The sequence below is a fragment of the Microbispora sp. CSR-4 genome (genome assembly GCF_008033685.1).
Lineage (GTDB): Bacteria > Actinomycetota > Actinomycetes > Streptosporangiales > Streptosporangiaceae > Microbispora.
The window spans coordinates 25,830-44,810 of sequence record NZ_VJVX01000064.1 but is presented as its reverse complement, the minus strand read 5'-3'; the positions used below and the strand labels follow the sequence as shown (position 1 = coordinate 44,810).

13 protein-coding genes are annotated in these 18,981 nt (G+C 70.3%); 6 read left to right on the top strand and 7 right to left on the bottom strand.

The window, feature by feature from the left end:
* Nucleotides 1-262 precede the first annotated feature (262 nt).
* Genes FLV34_RS33610 through larE form a run of 3 tightly spaced genes read left to right on the top strand, consistent with a single transcriptional unit; the run spans nt 263 to nt 3,132 of the window.
* Nucleotides 263-1,555 (top strand): L-fuconate dehydratase, encoded by a 1,293-nt coding sequence (locus tag FLV34_RS33610; RefSeq protein ID WP_147945014.1) that lies wholly within the window; start codon nt 263-265, stop codon nt 1,553-1,555.
* Nucleotide 1,556: 1 nt separating this feature from the next.
* Complete coding sequence (locus FLV34_RS33605; protein WP_142651605.1) at nt 1,557-2,270, top strand: FadR/GntR family transcriptional regulator; 714 nt, start codon at nt 1,557-1,559, stop codon at nt 2,268-2,270.
* Entirely contained in the window at nt 2,263-3,132 is an 870-nt protein-coding gene (gene larE / locus FLV34_RS33600) for an ATP-dependent sacrificial sulfur transferase LarE (RefSeq protein ID WP_205831098.1), read from the top strand. The genes FLV34_RS33605 and larE overlap by 8 nt, the downstream gene beginning before the upstream one ends.
* An 83-nt stretch (nt 3,133-3,215) precedes the next feature.
* Here the strand turns inward: larE and FLV34_RS33595 are convergent, their stop codons facing one another.
* Genes FLV34_RS33595 through FLV34_RS33585 form a run of 3 tightly spaced genes read right to left on the bottom strand, consistent with a single transcriptional unit; the run spans nt 3,216 to nt 6,910 of the window.
* Entirely contained in the window at nt 3,216-4,262 is a 1,047-nt protein-coding gene (locus tag FLV34_RS33595; RefSeq protein ID WP_147945013.1) for an ABC transporter permease, read from the bottom strand.
* Entirely contained in the window at nt 4,255-5,820 is a 1,566-nt protein-coding gene (locus FLV34_RS33590) for a sugar ABC transporter ATP-binding protein (protein WP_142651603.1), read from the bottom strand. Before FLV34_RS33590 ends, FLV34_RS33595 begins: the two co-directional genes overlap by 8 nt.
* Nucleotides 5,821-5,833: 13 nt before the next feature.
* Nucleotides 5,834-6,910, bottom strand: a complete 1,077-nt coding sequence (locus FLV34_RS33585) for a sugar ABC transporter substrate-binding protein (protein ID WP_142651602.1) — start codon at nt 6,908-6,910, stop codon at nt 5,834-5,836.
* Nucleotides 6,911-7,251: 341 nt separating this feature from the next.
* On the opposite strand from FLV34_RS33585, the gene FLV34_RS33580 reads away from it, so the two are divergent.
* Nucleotides 7,252-7,965 carry a FadR/GntR family transcriptional regulator gene (locus FLV34_RS33580; RefSeq protein ID WP_147945012.1) on the top strand — a complete coding sequence of 238 codons (714 nt, stop codon included), beginning with the start codon at nt 7,252-7,254 and terminating at the stop codon, nt 7,963-7,965.
* Nucleotides 7,966-8,049: 84 nt separating this feature from the next.
* On the opposite strand, the gene FLV34_RS33575 is transcribed toward FLV34_RS33580, so the two are convergent.
* Complete coding sequence (locus FLV34_RS33575) at nt 8,050-8,754, bottom strand: FadR/GntR family transcriptional regulator (protein WP_142651600.1); 705 nt, start codon at nt 8,752-8,754, stop codon at nt 8,050-8,052.
* Nucleotides 8,755-9,189: 435 nt separating this feature from the next.
* Between FLV34_RS33575 and FLV34_RS33570 the strand changes: the two genes are divergently transcribed.
* On the top strand, nt 9,190-12,777 hold the full coding sequence (locus FLV34_RS33570) for a glycoside hydrolase N-terminal domain-containing protein (protein WP_261985997.1): 3,588 nt from the start codon (nt 9,190-9,192) through the stop codon (nt 12,775-12,777).
* 197 nt (nt 12,778-12,974) lie between these two features.
* On the opposite strand, the gene FLV34_RS33565 is transcribed toward FLV34_RS33570, so the two are convergent.
* Nucleotides 12,975-13,253: a hypothetical protein gene (locus tag FLV34_RS33565; protein WP_147945011.1), complete on the bottom strand. Its 279-nt coding sequence runs from the start codon at nt 13,251-13,253 to the stop codon at nt 12,975-12,977.
* 671 nt (nt 13,254-13,924) lie between these two features.
* Here FLV34_RS33565 and FLV34_RS33560 point away from each other — a divergent pair.
* Nucleotides 13,925-15,628, top strand: coding sequence for an RICIN domain-containing protein (locus tag FLV34_RS33560; RefSeq protein WP_142651598.1), 1,704 nt, complete (start codon nt 13,925-13,927; stop codon nt 15,626-15,628).
* 45 nt (nt 15,629-15,673) lie between these two features.
* Here FLV34_RS33560 and FLV34_RS33555 read toward each other — a convergent pair whose 3' ends face one another.
* Both FLV34_RS33555 and FLV34_RS33550 read right to left on the bottom strand, forming a co-directional pair.
* Nucleotides 15,674-17,746, bottom strand: coding sequence for an alpha-galactosidase (locus tag FLV34_RS33555; RefSeq protein WP_142651597.1), 2,073 nt, complete (start codon nt 17,744-17,746; stop codon nt 15,674-15,676).
* Nucleotides 17,747-17,932: 186 nt separating this feature from the next.
* On the bottom strand, nt 17,933-18,979 hold the full coding sequence (locus FLV34_RS33550; RefSeq protein ID WP_205831096.1) for a LacI family DNA-binding transcriptional regulator: 1,047 nt from the start codon (nt 18,977-18,979) through the stop codon (nt 17,933-17,935).
* Nucleotides 18,980-18,981 lie beyond the last annotated feature (2 nt).

The following is an 18,981-nucleotide window of genomic DNA, read 5'->3' as shown; positions in this document are numbered from 1 at the left end:
TCACCCGTCACCGACGACACATCCAGCACCCGCCCGTCCGGCGCGAGCACACACGGCCGCTCCTCACCCACCGGACCCACCCGCAACAGCTTCACGATCTTGACCTCTCCGCTGGTTCTCAGGGGCGTACGCGTGGAGAGCCTGTCAGATTCATCGGGTTTAAGTAAAGCCTTCGGCCGGATATCAGGGGGCTTGCCTTGACCTATGGTCGGTGTGATCCTACTGTTCCATTCATATTCATCGGATCAATTGGAGTTCGCCCATGCCGACGATCACCTCGGTGAACGTGATCGACATCAGGTTTCCGACCTCCGCGACGCTCGATGGCTCGGATGCCATGAATCCGGACGGCGACTACTCCGCGGCGTACGTGGTGCTGGAAACCGACGACGGCGACCTGGCCGGGCACGGTCTCACTTTCACGATCGGGCGGGGCAACGACCTGTGTGTGGCCGCCGCCCGGCAGATCGGGGCGCGGCTGGCCGGGCGTGATGTGGACGAGCTGGCCGGCGACCTCGGCGGCCTCTATCGGGAGATCATGGCCGACAGCCAGATGCGCTGGCTCGGGCCGGAGAAGGGTGTGGTCCACATCTCGGCCGCCGGCGTGCTCAACGCGGCCTGGGACCTTGCGGCCCGCCGGGCCGGCAAGCCGCTGTGGCGCTTCGTGGCCGACATGACCCCCGAGGAGCTGGTCGCGGCCTGCGACTTCCGTTATCTGTCCGACGTGCTGACCCCGGCCGAGGCCGTCGAGATGCTGGCCCGGCTCGCGCCCACGCGTGAGGAGCGGATCGCCGAGCTGGCCGAGCACGGCTATCCGGCGTACACCACCACCCCGGGGTGGCTCGGCTACGACGACGACAAGCTGCGCCGGCTGTGCCGCGAGGCCGTCGCCGACGGCTGGACCCACGTCAAGCTCAAGGTCGGAGCCAACGTGGAGGACGACGTCCGCCGGTTGTCGATCGCCCGCGAGGAGCTCGGCGACCGCACGCTCATGATCGACGCCAACCAGGTGTGGGACGTGCCCCAGGCGATCGAGTGGGTCAACCGGCTCGCGGCGTACGAGCCGCTGTGGATCGAGGAGCCGACCAGCCCCGACGACGTCCTCGGCCACGCGGCCATCCGGAAGGCGATCGCCCCCGTCGGCGTCGCCACCGGCGAGCACTGCCACAACAGGGTGATGTTCAAGCAGCTCCTGCAGGCCGGGGCGATCGACTTCTGCCAGATCGACTCCTGCCGGCTCGCGTCGGTCAACGAGATCGTGCCGGTGCTGCTCATGGCCGCCAAGTTCGGCGTGCCGGTCTGCCCCCACGCGGGCGGGGTCGGGCTGTGCGAGCTGGTCCAGCACATGGCCGTGGTCGACTACGTGTGCGTGAGCGGCAGCCTGGAGGGCCGGGTGCTGGAGTACGTCGACCACCTGCACGAGCACTTCACCGACCCCGTCCGCATCGGGCGAGGCCGCTACCTGCTGCCCGAAAAGCCTGGTTACAGCGCTCGTATGCACCCTGAGTCGATCGACGCGTACCGCTACCCTGATGGTCACCAATGGGGAGGCTGACGTGGGCGTCATCGAGACGGCGATCGACACGATCAAGCAGATGATCATCGATGGGGAGCTGCGCCCGGGGCAGAAGCTCCCCGTCGAGAAGATTCTGGCCGAACAGCTCGGTGTCGCCCGCAACACGCTGCGCGAGGCCGTGCGCGCGCTGGTCGCCATGAGGGTGCTGCAGACGCGGCAGGGCGACGGCACCTACGTCACCAGCCTGTCTCCCGATCTGCTGCTCGACGGGATGAGCTTCGTCGCCGACATCCACGTCGACGCCGGCGCGGGGGAGTTCCTGCACGTGCGCAGGATCCTGGAGGCGGAGGCGACGGCGCTGGCGGCCACGCGCATCCCGGACGCCGACCTCGTCCACCTGGGCGACCTGCTCGACGAGGCCGAGACGGTGGCCGCCTGTGATCCTGTCGACCACGAGAAACTGGTCGCCCTCGACCAGGACTTCCACGCGCTCATCGCCTCCCATTGCGGCAACGCCGTCCTCGCCGCCGTCATCCAGAACATGTCGGGCCGCACCGTACGAGCCCGGATCTGGCGCGGCATGAGCGACCCCGAGGCCGTTCACCGCACCCTCCGGGAGCACCGGGCCGTCCATCGGGCTCTGCTCGCGCGGGACTCCGAGCGGGCCAGGCTCCACGCCGCCCTGCACGTCCTCGGCGTCGAGGAGAGCCTCGCCGGCTCGCGTCCCTTCACAGGAGAGACCACCCATGACTGATCGTCCCGGTTCCGGGGGAGACACGCCGTCGTCCGCCGGCCGGGTGGACGTGGCGGGCGACGCCATGGACCGGCTGACGGCCCGGCTACGCGATGAGGACGCCGTCGTCGTCGCCTATTCCGGCGGCGCCGACTCCGCGCTGCTCGCCTTCGCCGCCGCGAAGGTGCTCGGAAGGCGCGCACTGGCCGTCACCGCCGTCTCCCCGAGCCTGGCCGCCTCCGAGCGGGCCGCCGCCCGCGACTTCGCGCGCGCCCACGGCCTGGCCCATCTGGAGGTGTGCACGGACGAGGGCGACAGGCCCGAATACGCCGCCAACGGCGCCGACCGCTGCTACCACTGCAAGTCGGCGCTGTTCGACGCGCTCACTCCACTCGCCGCCGCCATGGGCGCCCGGATCGCGCTCGGCACCAACCTCGACGACCTCGGCGACCACCGGCCCGGGCAGCGGGCCGCGGCCGAGCGCGGGGCCATCGCGCCGCTGGTGGACGCCGGGCTCACCAAGGCCGACGTCCGCGCGGTCAGCCGGAGACTCGGCCTGGTCACCGCGGACAAGCCCGCCGCGCCCTGCCTGGCCTCCCGGGTGAGCTACGGCGACCCGGTCACGCCGGAGATCCTGCACAGGATCGAGACCGCCGAGGCCGCGCTGCGCGATCTCGGCTTCCCGGTGTGCCGGGTGCGTGCCCACGCAGGCGGCACACTCGCCCGGGTCGAGGTTCCGGGCGCCGACATCCCGCGCGCGTGCGAGCTGCGCGAGCGCGTCGACGCCGCGGTCCGCGGCGCCGGGTTCACCTTCTGCTCGCTGGACCTGTCCGGTTTCGCGTCCGGGCGCCTCAACGCGCTGCTGCCGCTGCTCCCTTCGTGACGCGCACGTCCGCCTGACCGGAGCCGTACGCGGCGAGGAGAGGAGAGGGGGAGACCGGCGCCGCGATCGGCCTCCCCCTCTCGTCATTCCTGCGACTTTCCGCTGGTGAGGCGGGAGATCGCAAGCGCGGTGAGGATGATCGCCCCGTTGAGCGCCTGGATCCACTGCGCGGGGACGCCCGCGAGGGGGAGGACGTTCTGGATCATGTAGAGCAGCAGGATGCCGGTGAACGCGCCGAACACGGTGCCCTTGCCGCCGTTCAGGCTGACTCCGCCGATGACGGCCGCGGCGAACACCGTGAAGATCGCGCCGTCGCCCTGGGCCGCGGCCACGGAGGCGAGCCGGCCCGTCAGCAGGAGACCGCCGATCGCGGCCAGCAGGCTCGCGGAGATCAGCACGATCCACAGCACCCGGTCGGTGCGGATTCCGGCCGCCTTGGCGGCGTCGACGTTCCCGCCGATCGCGTAGAGCGCCCGGCCGAACCGGGTGAATCCCATGACCACGATGCCGACGGCGAACAGCAGCAGGCAGATCCAGATGGACGCGGGCACGCCGAGCCACATGGCCGAGCCGAAGTAGGTCATCGACTCCGGCAGGTTGAAGAAGGTCTGCCCGCCGGAGATGCCCGTGAGGAGGCCGCGCAGCACGATCAGCATGCCCAGGGTGACGATGAAGCCGTTGAGCCCGAAGCGGACGATGAACAGCGCGTTCACCGCACCGATCAGCACGCCCACCGCGAGCGTGACGGGGATTCCCCAGGCGCCGGGCAGCAGCCCGAGCCCCGGCCCCGTCCCGGCGGCGACCGTGAGCCACGCGGCCACGCCGGGGGCCAGCCCGAAGGTCGACTCGAGCGACAGGTCCATCCTGCCGGCGACCAGCACGAGCGTCTGCGCCAGGACGAGGAGCGAGATCTCCGACATGGTCTGCAGGATGTTGATCAGGTTGTCGCTCTGCAGGAAGATCGGGTTGACGATCTGCCCGACGATCGCGATCACGATGATCGCGGGAACGAGCGCGAAGTCGCGCAGCCGCGCCAGGCGGATGGCCGGGCGGCGTCTCCCCGCCTCCTCGGGAGCCGGCGGGCTCGGAGGGTGTCCCGTCGTGGCGGGAGCGGTGGTGCTGTCAGGCATCGAGGTCGACTCCTTCCATGGCGGCCACCATCTCGTGGTCGTGCCAGCCGGCGGCCAGTTCCGCGACGACGCGGCCGTGGAACATCACGAGCACCCGGTTGCACAGCCGCAGGTCGTCAAGTTCATCGGAGGCGATCACGACGCCGGTCCCGTTGTCGGCGATCTCCTCGACCTTGCCGAGCAGGAACTCCTTCGACCGGACGTCGACTCCGGCCGTCGGAGTGATCAGCACGAGCAGGCGGGGGTCGCTGGCCAGGGCGCGGGCCATCACGACCTTCTGCTGGTTGCCGCCGGACAGCCCGGAGACGGGGAGCTCCGGGCCGGGTGTCTTGATCGCGAGATTCGTGATCATCTCGCGGGCCAGCGCGTCCTTGCGCCGGCCGCTGACGAACCCCGCCTGGCCGAGCCGTTCGGGCACGGTCAGCGTGGTGTTGTCGGCGATGGACATCAGGGGAACGAGGCCCTGATGGTGACGGTCGCGGGGCACCAGGCCCACCCCGGCGGCCAGCGAATCCGGCACACTGCCGGGGCGCGGGCGGTTCCCGGCCACCTCCAGGGTGCCGTCCCGGGGAGCGCGCAGCCCGGCGATGGCCTCGGCGAGCTCGTTCTTCCCGCTGCCGCCCAGGCCCGCCAGCCCCACGATCTCCCCGGCCCGCACCCGGAGGTCGACGTCCTGGTAGACGTCGCCGTCGGACAGGCCCCGTACGTCGAGGACCACCGGGGCGTCCGCCGGAACCGCCGGGCGTACGGCGTGCTCCCGCAGCCCCGCGGCCTCACCGGTCATCGCCGCCACCAGCTCGCCCTGCGGCAGATCGGCCACCGGCGCGGTGAGGATGTGCCGGGCGTCCCGGAACACCGTGACCGTGTCGCAGATCTCGTAGATCTCCTGCAGGTGATGACTGATGAACAGGAAGGTGACCCCCTGCTCGCGCATCGCCCGCATCCGGTCGAAGAGCCGGGAGATCGCCGCGCCGTCGAGCTGGGCGGTGGGCTCGTCGAGGATGATGAACCGCGCGCCGAACGACAGCGCCCGGGCGATCTCCACGAACTGCCGCTGCTCGACCCCGAGCTCCCCGGCCGGCCTGCGGACGTCGACGTCCACCGACCATGCCTCCAGCAGGTCGGCCGCCTTCCGCCACAGGCTCTTCCAGCCGACCAGCCCCAGCCGGTTGCGGTCGTGCCTGTTCAGGTAGAGGTTCTCCGCCACGGTCAGCTCAGGGATGATCGTGGACTTCTGGTAGACGCAGGCGACCCGTTCCCGCCAGGCGTCCCGGTCGGACAGCCGCGGCGCGGGCGACCCGGCGAAGCGGACCTCGCCCTCGTCCGGCGCCTGCAGCCCGGTCAGGATGGAGACCAGCGTCGACTTGCCCGCACCGTTGCGCCCGACCAGCGCGTGCGCCTCCCCGGGCCCGATCGTGATGCGGGCGCCGTCGAGCGCCGTCGTCTCGCCGTACCTCTTGGTGATGTTCTCCGCCGCGGCGACGGGCGGGTCCGTACGGCCCGGCCCGCCGTCGCGGGCGGGTGGAGGGCTCGCGGGCCCTCCCGCGAACGCTTCCATCGGTCACGCCCTCTCAGCTCAGGTTGTTGCCCCACAGCGACTTGTCGTCGTGCTTCACGCTGGAGATCCCGCCATAGGTGCCGCCGTCGGCCGTGACGAGCGGCGCGGACAGCTGGTCCTCCAGCAGGCCCGGCCGCACCTGGATGATGGTGCTGTCGTGATCGGTCGGCCCCGGCTGGAAGGTCTTGCCCTCGATCGCGGCCTGCGCGTACGACAGCGCCCACTTGGCGTACAGGTCCGCGGGCTGGGAGACGGTCGCGTCGATGTTCCCGGCGGCGATGTCCTTGAGCTCCTGCGGGATGCCGTCGTTGGAGACGACGAAGACGTGCTTGGGGTCGTCCGGCGGCACCAGCAGGTCGCGCTGCTTGAGCACCTGCAGCGTGCCGGCGAGGGCGAAGCTCGACTGCATGTAGACGCCCTTGACGTCGGGGTTCGCGGTCAGCACCGTCGAGAGCTTCTGCGAGGCCACGGCGCCGTCCCAGTTCGTCGCCTCGCCGAACACCTTGATGCCGGGATAGTTCTGCTTCATGCAGTCGTTGAACGCCTCGGTGCGGTCCCGGCCGTTGATGGAGGCCAGGTCGCCCTCCAGCATGACCACCTTGCCGTTGCCGCCGAGCTTCTCGCCCAGGAACCTGCAGGCCTTCTCCCCGTACGCGCGGTTGTCGGCGCGCACGACCATGAAGGCGTTCCCGGTGTCGGGCCGGGTGTCCACCAGCACGGCGGGGATCTTCTTGTTCTCGAGCTGCTGCAGCGTGGGCGCCACCGCCGCGGTGTCCTGCGGCGCCATGACCACGCCCTTCACACCCTGGCTCATCAGGGTCTGCACGTTGGCGGTGAGCTTCGCGATGTCGTTCTGGGAGTTGGTGGTCTTGATCTCCGCGCCCAGCTCGCCGGCGAACTTCGGCACGTAACTGATGTAGGAGTTCCAGAAGTCCGTGTCGGAACGCGGATAGTCGACGCCGATGACCGGCTTCGCCGCCGCGTCGTTCCCGGAGCCGCCGTCTCCCGTGCCGCCGCTGCCGCCACAGGCGGCGGCGAGGCATCCGGACAGGGCTAAGGCCGCGGCGAGTGCGAACCGTTTGCGTTCCATCGTCTCTCCTTCTGAAGCACCACGGCTGCCATGCCGTCGCCGACGCTCAGGTGACGTCCGCGTCGTCGTACGGGGCATGGGTGAGGTTGGTCGTGAGGGGGCCAATCACGACAGGACATGGGATGTCTTTCTATGCTCAAAACCGCTCTAGTGTCCAGACCTTGGGTAAGGATGGTGATATTCCGTTACGCACGCGGCTCTCATCACCAAGGGATCCGACGTCTCGGCCATCACCGTACGGGTGGGAAGACCGGACACATCGCATGTCTGCGGGCCGGAAGACGCAGCACGCTACGTGGACCATGTGGAGGTCTGGTGTCCTGACACACCAAAATGCAGGTATGTCGTTGACCGAGCAGGCGATCGAGCGCATCAGGCAGCGCATCAAGGACGGGACGCTTCCTCCGGGCGCCCGGCTGCCTCCAGAACAGGACCTGGCCGCCGAGCTGGGCCTGTCCCGCAACCTGCTCAGGGAGGCCGTCCGCTCCCTCGTCACCACACGCGTGCTGGAGGTGCGCAGGGGCGACGGCACGTACGTCACGAGCCTTTCGCCGGAGCTGCTGCTCGAAGGGGTCGGCCTCGCCGTCGAGATGATGCGGGGCGACGACCTGCTCGAGATCACCGAGGTGCGGCGGCTGTTCGAGCCGGTCGCGACGGGTCTGGCCGCCGCCCGGATCACCGCCGGGCAGCTCGCGGACGTCGAGCGGCATCTCAACGCGATGATCGCGGCACAGAACGACACCGAAGCGCTCAACCACCACGACGACGCCTTCCACCGGGCCGTTTTCGACGCCACGGGCAACAAGTCCCTGGCCGCCCTCCTCGGCGGCATCGCCAGCCGCACTCTCCGGGCGCGGGTCTGGCGCGGGCTGGTGGAGGAGAACGCGGCCGGCCGTACGATCGCCGAGCACGCCGCCATCTATCGCGCGCTCGCGGCCGGCGACGCCGCGCTCGCCCAGGCGGTCGCGCTCGTGCACGTCAGCACCACGGAGACCTGGCTGCGGGAGAACCTCGGCCGGTCGCGTCCCGGCACGGACCCCGACTCGGCGCGGTGATCAGGGCACGGTGATCAGGGCACGGTGATCAGGGCACGGTGATCAGGGCGCGGTGATCCCTGTGTGGTGATCCCTGTGCTGTGATCAGGGCGCGTCGCCGTCGTCGGGCAGCCGGGGGAGGGACTCCTCGACCCCGACGAGATGGTTGGCCATCCGGATGCGCGCCCGTTCGGGATCGCGTGCCGCGAGCGCCGCCCAGATCGCCACGTGCTCGTCGTGGGTACGCCGGTCGGCGCCCTCCTCGTGGAGGCTCCGCCACAGCCGGCCGCGGACGGTGCGCCGGGCGAACGCCTCGATCAGGCCGACCAGGACCGGGTTGTCGGTGTGGGCGGCGATGATGCGGTGGAAGGCGATGTCGATCTCGATGAGGCGCTCGTGGTCGTGGGGCGCCTGATCGATGATCCGGGCCGACTCGCCGAGCAGGTCCCTGGCCTGGCAGAGCGCCTCGTCGGTGATGCTGGTGGCGGCGAGCCGGGCCGCCTCCGATTCGAGCAGACGCCGGACGGTGTAGACGTGCCGCGGGTCGCCCTGGCCGTGCAGGTCCACGACGAAGCCCATCGGAGCCAGCAACTGCGTCGCGTCGAGGTTCGTGATGTACGTCCCGTCGCCCTGCCGGGTGCTGACGATGCCGAGGATCGACAGCGCCGAGATCCCTTCGCGCAGCGCCCCGCGTGAGACGCCCAGCGACTCGGCGAGGTCCTTCTCGACGGGCAGACGGTCGCCGGGCCGCAGGACGCCGTCGAGGATCATCCGCTTGATGCTGTCCACTACATCGTCTGTGCGTGACATGGCAGGTAGGTTCCCAGGGTCGGCGGGAGCGGGGGATTCCCCGTTACCACGGCGTGCGGGGAGCGGATGCGGCCTGCCCGCACGTCGTTCGCGCATGGTCGTCGGGAATCACTGCTGCTCTACGGATACAGGACGCGGCCGCGTGCCGCTACCCGGCGCCGCATGGCCTTTCCCGCCAAAGGTTAGATGTATTCCGGCCTGATAGCGGTCGGATGACCGGCTTGCGGGGGTTTTGCATCACATCGTTGACCGATACATCAAATCTTTGTAGCTTTGCCATCACCCCCTACACAGCCTCGTCACGCAGCCGGTCCCGCCGAACCCCGCCCGTCTCCTCGATGCGGGGCTCTCGCAGCCCAAGGGCGCGGCGCCGGCCGCCGGCAAGGCAGCCATGCGCTTGGAGAGCGAATGCCAGATCTGACGCGAAGGCAATTAATGAAGATCGGCACGGTCGGAGCCGGGGCTCTGATGCTGCCGATGCAGTGGACGGCGGTCGCCCGAGCAGGATCGGTGGCACCCTCGGAGGTGCGCGCCGCCAGCGACATGGCGCTCTGGTACGACAAGGGCGCGGGCACGGACTGGCTCCGCGCCCTCCCCATCGGCAACGGACGCCTCGGCGCGATGGTGTTCGGCAACGTCGACGCCGAGCGCCTGCAGCTCAACGAGGACACGGTCTGGGGCGGCGGGCCGTACGACCAGAGCAACCCGAAGGGCCTGGCGGCGCTGCCGGAGATCCGGCGCCTGGTCTTCGAGGACCAGTGGACCCAGGCACAGACGCTGATCGACCAGAACATGCTGGGCTCACCCGCGGGCCAGCTCGCCTACCAGACGGTCGGCAACATCAGGCTGACCTTCCCCGGCACCAGCGGGTTCACCGAATACAACCGCCAGCTCGACCTCACCACCGCCGTCGCGTCCGTCACCTACCTGCTGAACGGCGTGCGCTACAAGCGCGAGGTGTTCGCCAGCGCGCCCGACCAGGTCATCGTCGTCCGCCTCACCGCCGACAAGCCCGGCTCGATCACCTTCAGCGCGACGTTCGACAGCCCCCAGCGCACGACGCTGACCAGCCCGGACAGCTCCACGGTCGCGCTCGACGGCGTCTCGGGCAACTTCGAGGGCATCACCGGCCAGGTCAAGTTCCTGGCGCTGGCCAAGGCCGTCGCCGAGGGCGGCAGCGTCACGAGCTCCGGCGGAACGCTCCAGGTGTCCGCCGCCGACAGCGTGACGCTGCTGATCTCCATCGGCTCCAGCTACGTGAACTACAAGGATGTCAGCGGCGACTACCAGGGCATCGCGCGACAGCACCTCGAGGCCGCCCAGGGCACGGCGTACGACACGCTGCGCAGCCGGCACGTGGCCGACTATCAGGAGCTGTTCAACCGGACGACGCTCGAACTCGACCGCACCGACGCGGCCGACCAGCCGACCGACGTCCGGATCACCCAGCACGGGGCCGTCGACGACCCCCAGTTCTCCGCGCTGCTCTTCCAGTTCGGCCGCTACCTGCTGATCTCCTGCTCGCGGCCGGGGACCCAGCCGGCCAACCTCCAGGGCATCTGGAACGACTCGATGAGCCCGCAGTGGGACTCGAAGTACACCATCAACGCGAACCTGCCGATGAACTACTGGCCCGCCGACACCACGAACCTGTCGGAGTGCTTCGAGCCGGTGTTCAGCATGATCAACGACCTCACGGTGACCGGCGCGCGCACGGCCGAGGTGCAGTACGGCGCCGGCGGCTGGGTCACCCACCACAACACCGACGCGTGGCGGGCGACCTCGGTCGTCGACGGCGCGTTCTGGGGCATGTGGCAGACCGGCGGCGCGTGGCTGGCCACCATGATCTGGGACCACTACCTGTTCACCGGCGACGTCGAGTTCCTGCGTAAGAACTACCCGGCGATGAAGGGCGCGGCGCAGTTCTTCCTCGACACCCTCGTCGAGGAGCCGAAGCTCGGATATCTCGTCACCAACCCGTCGAACTCGCCCGAGCTCAGCCACCACGCGAACGCCAGCGTCGCCGCCGGCCCGACGATGGACAACCAGATCCTGCGCGACCTGTTCGACGGCTGCGCGGAGGCCAGTGAGGTCCTCGGCGTGGACGCGAGCTTCCGGGCACAGGTCCTGGCCGCCAGGGACCGGCTCGCCCCGATGAAGATCGGTTCGCGCGGCAACATCCAGGAGTGGCTGTACGACTGGGTGGAGACCGAGCAGAACCACCGGCACATCTCCCACCTGTACGGCCTGCACCCCAGCCACCAGATCACCAAGCGCGGCACCCCGGAGCTGTACGACGCGGCGCGGCGGACTCTCGAACTGCGCGGCGACGACGGCACCGGCTGGTCGCTGGCCTGGAAGATCAACTACTGGGCGCGGATGGAGGAGGGCAACCGGGCGCACGACCTGGTCCGCCTCCTGGTCACCCCGGCCAGGCTCGCGCCGAACATGTTCGACCTGCACCCGCCGTTCCAGATCGACGGCAACTTCGGCGCGACCTCCGGCATCACGGAGATGCTGCTGCAGAGCCACACCGGCGAGCTGCACGTGCTGCCGGCGCTTCCGGACGCCTGGCGGAACGGAAAGGTGCGCGGCCTGCGGGGCCGCGGCGGCCATACCGTCGGCGCGGCGTGGAGCGAGGGGCAGGCCGACGAATACCTCATCACGCCCGACCGCGACGGTGTCGTCAAGGTGCGCGGCGGCATCTTCGCCGGGCGTCACAAGGTCCGCGACGTCACCGGCGGCGGCTCGGCCACGGTGGAGAAGACCGAGGCCGACGCCGTCCGGATCACCGCGCAGGCCGGTCACACCTACCGGGCGTACGCGCTGCAGAAGGTCACGGTGACCGCACCGGTCGAGGTCACCCCGGGTGAGGCGGCGAAGGCCGAGGTCACCGTCAGAGCGGTCGAGGAGCCGCTGGCGTCGGCGAGCGTGGCCCTCACGGTGCCGGAGGGGTGGACCGTCACCCCCGAGCACGCCGAAGTGGGGCCGCTGGCGGCGGACGCGAAGGCCACGGTGGAGTTCACCTTCACTCCCGCCACCGGCGCGGCGAGCGGCGCCGCGACCGTCACCGCCGTCCTCAGCGGCACCGAGGGGGGCGACGACTGGGCCGTCTCCACGACGGCCACGGTGCAGGTGTGGGGCGGCGGCGAGAAGCCGCTTGAGGAGCTCTTCAGCAACGTCGCGGTCACCGACGACACCAACACCGCTCCCGGGAACTTCGACGGCAACGGCGCCAGCATCTCCGCCCAGGCGCTGGCGTCGGTCGGCGTCACCCCGGGGGCCACCATCACCAAGAACGGGCTCACCTTCACCTGGCCCGACGTCGCGGTGGGCACCCCCGACAACGCCATCGCCTCCGGGCAGTCCCTCAAGGTGACCGGCACCGGCAAGACGCTCGGCTTCCTGCTGGCCGGGACCTACGGCGCGGTGTCCGGACCGGCCACCGTCGTCTACAAGGACGGCACGAGGCAGACCTTCACCCTCAGCTCGCCCGACTGGTACGGCGCGCCGGCTTCGGGGAGCGACGCCGCCGTCGTGGCCCCCTACCAGAACCGGCCGAACAACCAGCGGCAGAACACCCCCGCCACCATCTACTACTCCGGCGTCACTCTGCAGAACAAGGAGATCTCCCGCGTCGACCTGCCCAACATCAGCCCGAAGGCGGCGAACGGCGTCGCCACGATGCACATCTTCGCCGTCGCCCTCGACTCCGCCACGCCGCCCGAGCCGGAGGTCAAGCTGACCGTCACCGCGTCCTCCCGCTGCATCGGCAGCTCGGCATACGTCGCGGTCACGGCCGTCAACGACTCCGGCGTTCCGGCGACCATCACACTGACCACCCCGTACGGGTCCAAGACGGTGGCCGATGTGGCTCCGGGCAAGCAGGCCTACCAGTCCTTCAACACCCGGACCGCCCAGATCGAGGCGGGCACGGTCACCGTGAAGGCGACCGCCACGATCGACGGCAAGCAGGTCACCTCGTCCTACGACGTCGCGTACAGCGCGGCGAGCTGCGGCTGAGCCGCCGAGATCGCCAAGCCGCTCACACACGTGGCCGGCCGGCAGCCGATCGCCGGCCGTCCGCACCACGGCGGTGTCCTCGTCGCGAGACCTCGGTCCTCACGACGAGGACACCGCCGTGGCACAACCCGGGCCGGCCGCCCAGCCGGCCCTGGCGACTGGGTGCGATTCGCGCCGAAGCCGTCGGCACGGATGAGTCAGAGCTGTTTCAATGTCGCGCCGACTTGAACCACGAGCCAATGTTCATCTCCGAGTAGTCGCCTGGCGTCACTATGAAGCGCCTCGAAAAGCCGGAGGCCGGTCCCTTCATCGCCGGATTCCATGGTCCATCCGGCGAGGGCGCTCCTCGCTGCCAAGGTGACCAGATGTTCGGGGCCGAGCACCCGGTTACTGTCTTCAACCAGCCGAGCGGCCAGGACGGTCGCACGCTGTGGTTCTCCGGCCTTCCCCACCGCTTCAAGGTAGGTGAGCCGCACCTGCAGCGTGCGTGGGTGTTGTGGTTCGTAGGCCTGCTCGCTCTGAGCCAGAGTCTCCTGGAGTATCGCGAGCGCGCTCTCGGCGTCATCGGCCTGGCTCTGAACCGCACCGGGTTTCGTGGAGGCCGGTGGATCAACTCGGTTTCGTGCCGCCCACGGACCTGCACCCCCGAAGGGGACACGGCGTGGACGTGGCCGAACCTCCGACGTCATGGGCCGGGCCGTGCCTGACAGATACAACGCGACCGTGCGGTTTTGCGCTCAGGCGGATAGACCTTCATGACCAGGAACTCCTCATCGGGGTGGCGCTAGTGTTACCGCTATCACTGATGACCGTCAAGGAGAGCACCGCTCGACGGTGAATCTTCCACGTCCTCCCGGTGTCTTTCCAAACCGGCTGCGACCTCGTTCAGCTGCTGTTTCACCTGTTACTCCGGTCTGGCGGAACGGCCGGGCCGGTGACCGGGGCTTGACACCGTCAACGTCACGCTCTACACCGTGATGTTACCGATAACTCATAACAGCGTCGCCGATCCCGTGACGCCGAGCCGACGGGAGCGCGGCTTCCGCGCGCCTCCGCCGTTCCCGCCCTCATGCCCCCGACGACCTGCACGCCCCGACGACCTGCACGTCACCAACGAGCTTCACGCCCCCGATGAAGGAGAAGAACCATGCACCACTTACCCGTTCGCCCGGCGGCCGGGCGGCGACGGTCACCGGGCGCCGTCGCCCTGGGCCTGCTCACGGTGCTCGTCACCCTGGCGGCCACCGCGCTCACCTGGGCGGCGCCGGCCTCGGCGGCCCCCGCGCCGCTGGTGAGCGCGGCCTCCGGCCGGTGCCTCGACGTGAAGGGCAACGTCGACACCCTCGGCACCACGCTGGACATCTGGGACTGCAACGGCCAGGCCAACCAGGGCTTCGAGTTCACCTCGGCCGGCGAACTGCGCACGATGAACGGCACCCGGTGCGTGGACGCCTACAACAACCAGACCTCGCCCGGCACCCAGGTGATCATCTGGTCGTGCAACGGTCAGAACAACCAGAAGTGGCGGCAGAACTCCGACGGGTCGATCACGGGGGTGCAGTCGGGGCTGTGCCTCGACGTGGACCACGCCGGCACCGCCAACGGCACCGCCGTCATCCTGTGGACCTGCAACGGGCAGAGCAACCAGAAGTGGAGCACCACGACCGGCGGCGGGGGCAGTGCCCTCGTGGTCGACGCGAGCAGCGTCGTGCGCCCGGTCACCCGCGTGGCGTCGGGCACCCTCTATGGCCTGTCCGACGCGAACACCCCGCCGGTGTCGATCATGCAGCCGCTGAAGCTGCACCAGCTCCGCCAGCCGCCGCCGCTGCACGAGCACCGGCCGAACGGCTCCCCGGTCCCGATCGGTGACACGCTCAACGTCTGGCGCAACGCCGCCGCCATCGGCGCGGTGATCACGGTCGACATGGCCGACAGCTTCGACGGCTTCCCGTACAACTGGACGAACTGGAACGACTGGTACAGCCGGATCGACAAGATGATCGCGGCGGCGAAGTCGGCGGGCGTCACCAACATCGACGCCTGGGAGCCGTGGAACGAGCCGGACTGGACCTGGCCGTCGGCGGCGGGCGTCTCCTTCAACGAGGGATGGGTGCGCACCTACCAGCGGATCCGGCAGAGTGAGCCGAACAAGCCCATCATGGGCCCGAGCTACTCCTACCTGGACATCAACCGGATGCGGTCCTTCCTCAACAACGCCAAGGCCACGAACACCCTGCCCGAGGTGGTGTCGTGGCACGAGCTGGGCGGATGGCGGAACGTCACCGCGAACGTCCGCGCCTACCGCGCCCTGGAGCGCGAGCTGGGCATCTCGCCGCGGCCCATCTCCATCAACGAGTACGCCACGACAGGCGAGATCGACGTGCCGAGCAGCGTCAACCACTACGTCGCCCAGTTCGAGCGCGAGGGCGTGCGCGACGCCGAGCGGGCGTTCTGGTACGAGGCCGGCACGCTCAACGGCCTGCTGTACAACGGCCAGCCGACGGCGTCGTACTGGATGTACAAGTGGTACGCCGACCAGACCGGCAACATCGTCAAGGTGACCCCGACCACGAACAACGACGGCGTGGCCGCCTATGACGGCAGGACGTTCAGCGTGGTCTTCGGCGGCCAGTCCGGCAACAGCTCGATCCGCGTGGACGGGATCGGCGGGCTGGGCTCCTCGGTCACCGCGACCCTCGAGTACGTCCCCGGCTCGGGCCGCAAGACGAACGTGTCGGCGGCGACCCAGGTGTGGTCGAACGCCTACACCGTCACCAACGGCAGCGTCACGATCCCGATCGCCGGCCAGGACGCCAACGGCGCCTACCGCCTGGTTCTGACCCCCAGGTGACAGGCGAAGGAGGCCCACCGGGCGCCCGGTGGGCCTCCTGTACTCCTATTCCCTCACCAGGTGGATCATGGCGCTGGCGTAGTCGCCGGGAGCCAGTTCGGGGAACAGACCGTGGGTGAGCAGCACGGCCCCGTGGTGGACCTCTCCCGTGACCGCGTCGCGGTAGCGCGCCTGCGGATCGAGGGCGCGCAGGGGGATCCCCGGATCGGCGTGCCCGAACCGGCGGGCGCGCCGGTAGACGAGCACGGCGGCCTCGGCGCCGTCGGGGGCGAGATACTGCACGGCCGACAGCTCGCCGCCCGGCGGCAGCAGGCGGTGCTGCCGGCCGTGCTGGACCAGGTGCCGGATCCGCTTGTAGTCGGCGACGAGCTCGGCCGCCCGGTCCAGATCGGCCTGGCTCCACTCGTCCAGGGCCCCGCCGATCGAGAGCAGCCCGGCCATGGCCACGTGGAAACGGAAGTCGAGGGGGATCTCCCGTCCCGTGTAGGGGTTGGGGCTGTCGGTGACCCACGCGCCCATCACCCGGGCCGGGTAGAACTGCGAGAAGCCGTGCTGGATGTCCAGCCGGTCGAGGGCGTCGGTGTTGTCGGAGGTCCACACCTGGTCGGTGCGGCGCAGGATGCCGAGGTCCACCCGGCCGCCGCCGCTGCTGCACGATTCGATCCGCACGTGCGGGTGGGCGGCGCGGAGCCGGTCGAGCACGTCATACAGGGTGTGCACGTGGCCCAGCCACAGCCGCTCGTCCGGGCCTGCCTCGGTGAAGGGGCGGTTCATGTCCCACTTGAGGAAGTCGATGGCGTTCTTGGCCAGCAACTCGTCCAGCGTCCGGAAGAGCCAGTCCCCGACCTCCGGCCGGGACAGGTCGAGCACGAGCTGGTTGCGGTGCTCGGTGCGCCGCCGGTGCGGCCGGTGGATCACCCAGTCGGGGTGGGCGCGGTAGAGGTCGCTGTCGGGGTTGACCATCTCCGGCTCCACCCACAGCCCGAACAGCATGCCCAGCTCGTGCACCCGGTCGATCAGCGGCCCGAGCCCGTCGGGAAACCGGCGCGGGTTGGGATACCAGTCGCCGAGCCCGGCGGCGTCGTGGGTGCGGGCGCCGAACCAGCCGTCGTCCACCACGAACAGCTCCACGCCCATCCGGGCGGCCGCCTCCGCCAGCCGGATCTGCCCGTCCAGCGAGACGTCGAAGCCCGTCGCCTCCCAGGAGTTGTAGAGCACCGGCCGCAGCTCGCCGGCATGCGGCAGGACATGCCGGAGCTGGTGGTCGTGCCAGGCGCGGCTGGCGGCGCCGAAGCCGCCCTCGGTGTAGAGCCCGGCGCACACCGGCGTGATCAGCTCCTCTCCGGTGCCCAGCTCCCAGGTCACCGGGTCGTGCCCGAAACCCGCGGACAGCGTCACCCGCTCGGTGGGCAGGCGCTGGGCGACGAGCCGCCAGCTCCCGCTCCAGGCCAGCGCGCAGGAGTAGACCGCACCGTGCTCCTCGCCCGCCGTGCCGTCGTCGACCATCGCCCAGGGGTTGGCCTGGTGGCTGGTCACACCTCTGCGGCTGGTCATGACGGTCTCGCCGTACGGCAGCTCGGTGCGGTGCAGCCGGGTCTCCGCGCCCCACTGGCCGCGTACGGAGCTGAGCCGATAGCCGTTCAGCCGGGGGAGCACCCAGGTGGCGGAGTCCGCCCGTACGACGGTGACGGGCTCGCCCTCGTTGCGCAGGACCAGGTGGCGCTCGATCACGTCGCCGAACAGGCGGTAGTGGCACTCGACGGCCAGCGGGTATTGACGGTCGGCGTACGCCAGCACCAGCTCCCGATCGGTGCGGCGTTGCCCGGCGAAGACGAGCTCCAGGTCGCGGGTGCCGTCGGCGAAGCGCACCTGCAACCCGGCGTCTCCGTAGCGCAGGCCTCCGGTCGCGACCAGGTCGAAGGAGCCCTCGAGCGGGTCCTCCACCGGCCGGAAGCCCGGCTGCGGCAGCCGTAGCAGGAGCGAGGCCGCCTGCTCGGGGGTGAACCGGGGACCCCAGTGCAGGACGCGCGGCCGGTCGGCCTCGTCGAGGTGCAGCACATAGGAGGAGGACGGCCCGGACAGCACCCACAGGCGGTGTTCGGAGTCGTGATGGATCATCTCGGCCTTTCGACGGCGAAGGGAAGGACGGCATGACACACGGAACGCTCCACCCGCATGGCGCGGCGGAGGACCGTGGCGTTGGCAGGGGACCGTGGTGGGCGAAGGGCTCTGGGATGCGGCGGAGGGGCTGGGATGCGGCGAAGGGGCTGGGGTGCGGCGGAGGGGCTGGGGAGGCGCGGGAGGTCAGGTGGGCGCGGGGCCGCTGCTCTCCCGCACGATGAGCTCGGGCTCGCTCCAGGCCGGTACGGCCGCGGCGTTCTGCGGGTCCAGCCTGCGGTGCAGCAGGCCGAAGCAGGCCCGGCCGAGCCCTTCGAAGTCGAGCCGCACCGTGGTGAGCGAGGGGTTGAGGTAGGCCGACGGCGGGGAGTCGTCGAAACCGACCACGCTGAGGTCGCCGGGGATGTCCCGCCCGGCCTCGCGGGCGGCCCGCATGACACCCAGGGCCAGGTCGTCGTTGCCGCACAGAATCGCGGTGACCGAACGGTCCGCGAGCAGGGAGCGTACGGCGAGGTAGCCGGATCGGGGGCTCCAGCCGCCGGGCAGCGGCTCGGGCAGCGGACGGCCGGCGGCGCGCAGCGCGTCCTGCCAGCCCTGGGTGCGCTGCGGCAGTGTGCTTGTGGAGGAGGGGATGGCCACGTAGTGGACGGTCTGGTGCCCCAGGCCCAGCAGGTAACGGGTCGCGTGCGCGGCCGCCGCCCGGTCGTCCAGCCAGATCTGCCAGGGGTCGTCGGGACCGTCGTCGGGCCGCCGCTCGACGGCCGCAGTGACCGGGACGTCCGCGGGCAGCGCCCGCAGCGCGCGCACGCCCGCGTCGTCGAAGGCGATCACCATGACCGCCTCCCCGGGCCGGTTCAGCCGCAGGGCGATGTCCGCCGGGCCGGAGTCGCGCTCCAGCACACTGATGCCCACGGAGAACCCGGCGGTCCTCGCCGCCTCCTCCATGCCTCGCAGGGTGGCGGCGGCGCCGTACAGGGCGGTGTCGGAGGTGAGGACGGTGACCGAGCGGACCGGCCCTCCGGCCAGCGCCTGGGCCAGCCGGTTGGGCCGGTAGCCGAGCTCGGCGATGACCTGGAGGACCCTGGCCCGGGTCGCCTCGCTGACCCGGGCCTTGCCGTTGATGACGCGGCTCACGGTCTGCTGGGAGACACCGGCCACCCGGGCGACGTCCCAGATGCTCGCCGAGCGCGTCCGGGGAGCGTCCTGGGGAGGCATGTGACCGGTAACTTCCATGA

Bases quoted from the DNA above. Each gene is read 5' to 3' on its own strand.
- FLV34_RS33610 (WP_147945014.1), top strand. From the start codon at position 263: ATGCCGACGATCACCTCGGTGAACGTGATCGACATCAGGTTTCCGACC.
- larE (WP_205831098.1), top strand. From the start codon at position 2,263: ATGACTGATCGTCCCGGTTCCGGGGGAGACACGCCGTCGTCCGCCGGC.
- FLV34_RS33595 (WP_147945013.1), bottom strand. From the start codon at position 4,262: ATGCCTGACAGCACCACCGCTCCCGCCACGACGGGACACCCTCCGAGC.
- FLV34_RS33590 (WP_142651603.1), bottom strand. From the start codon at position 5,820: ATGGAAGCGTTCGCGGGAGGGCCCGCGAGCCCTCCACCCGCCCGCGAC.
- FLV34_RS33585 (WP_142651602.1), bottom strand. From the start codon at position 6,910: ATGGAACGCAAACGGTTCGCACTCGCCGCGGCCTTAGCCCTGTCCGGA.
- FLV34_RS33580 (WP_147945012.1), top strand. From the start codon at position 7,252: ATGTCGTTGACCGAGCAGGCGATCGAGCGCATCAGGCAGCGCATCAAG.
- FLV34_RS33575 (WP_142651600.1), bottom strand. From the start codon at position 8,754: ATGTCACGCACAGACGATGTAGTGGACAGCATCAAGCGGATGATCCTC.
- FLV34_RS33570 (WP_261985997.1), top strand. From the start codon at position 9,190: ATGAAGATCGGCACGGTCGGAGCCGGGGCTCTGATGCTGCCGATGCAG.
- FLV34_RS33560 (WP_142651598.1), top strand. From the start codon at position 13,925: ATGCACCACTTACCCGTTCGCCCGGCGGCCGGGCGGCGACGGTCACCG.
- FLV34_RS33555 (WP_142651597.1), bottom strand. From the start codon at position 17,746: ATGATCCATCACGACTCCGAACACCGCCTGTGGGTGCTGTCCGGGCCG.
- FLV34_RS33550 (WP_205831096.1), bottom strand. From the start codon at position 18,979: ATGGAAGTTACCGGTCACATGCCTCCCCAGGACGCTCCCCGGACGCGC.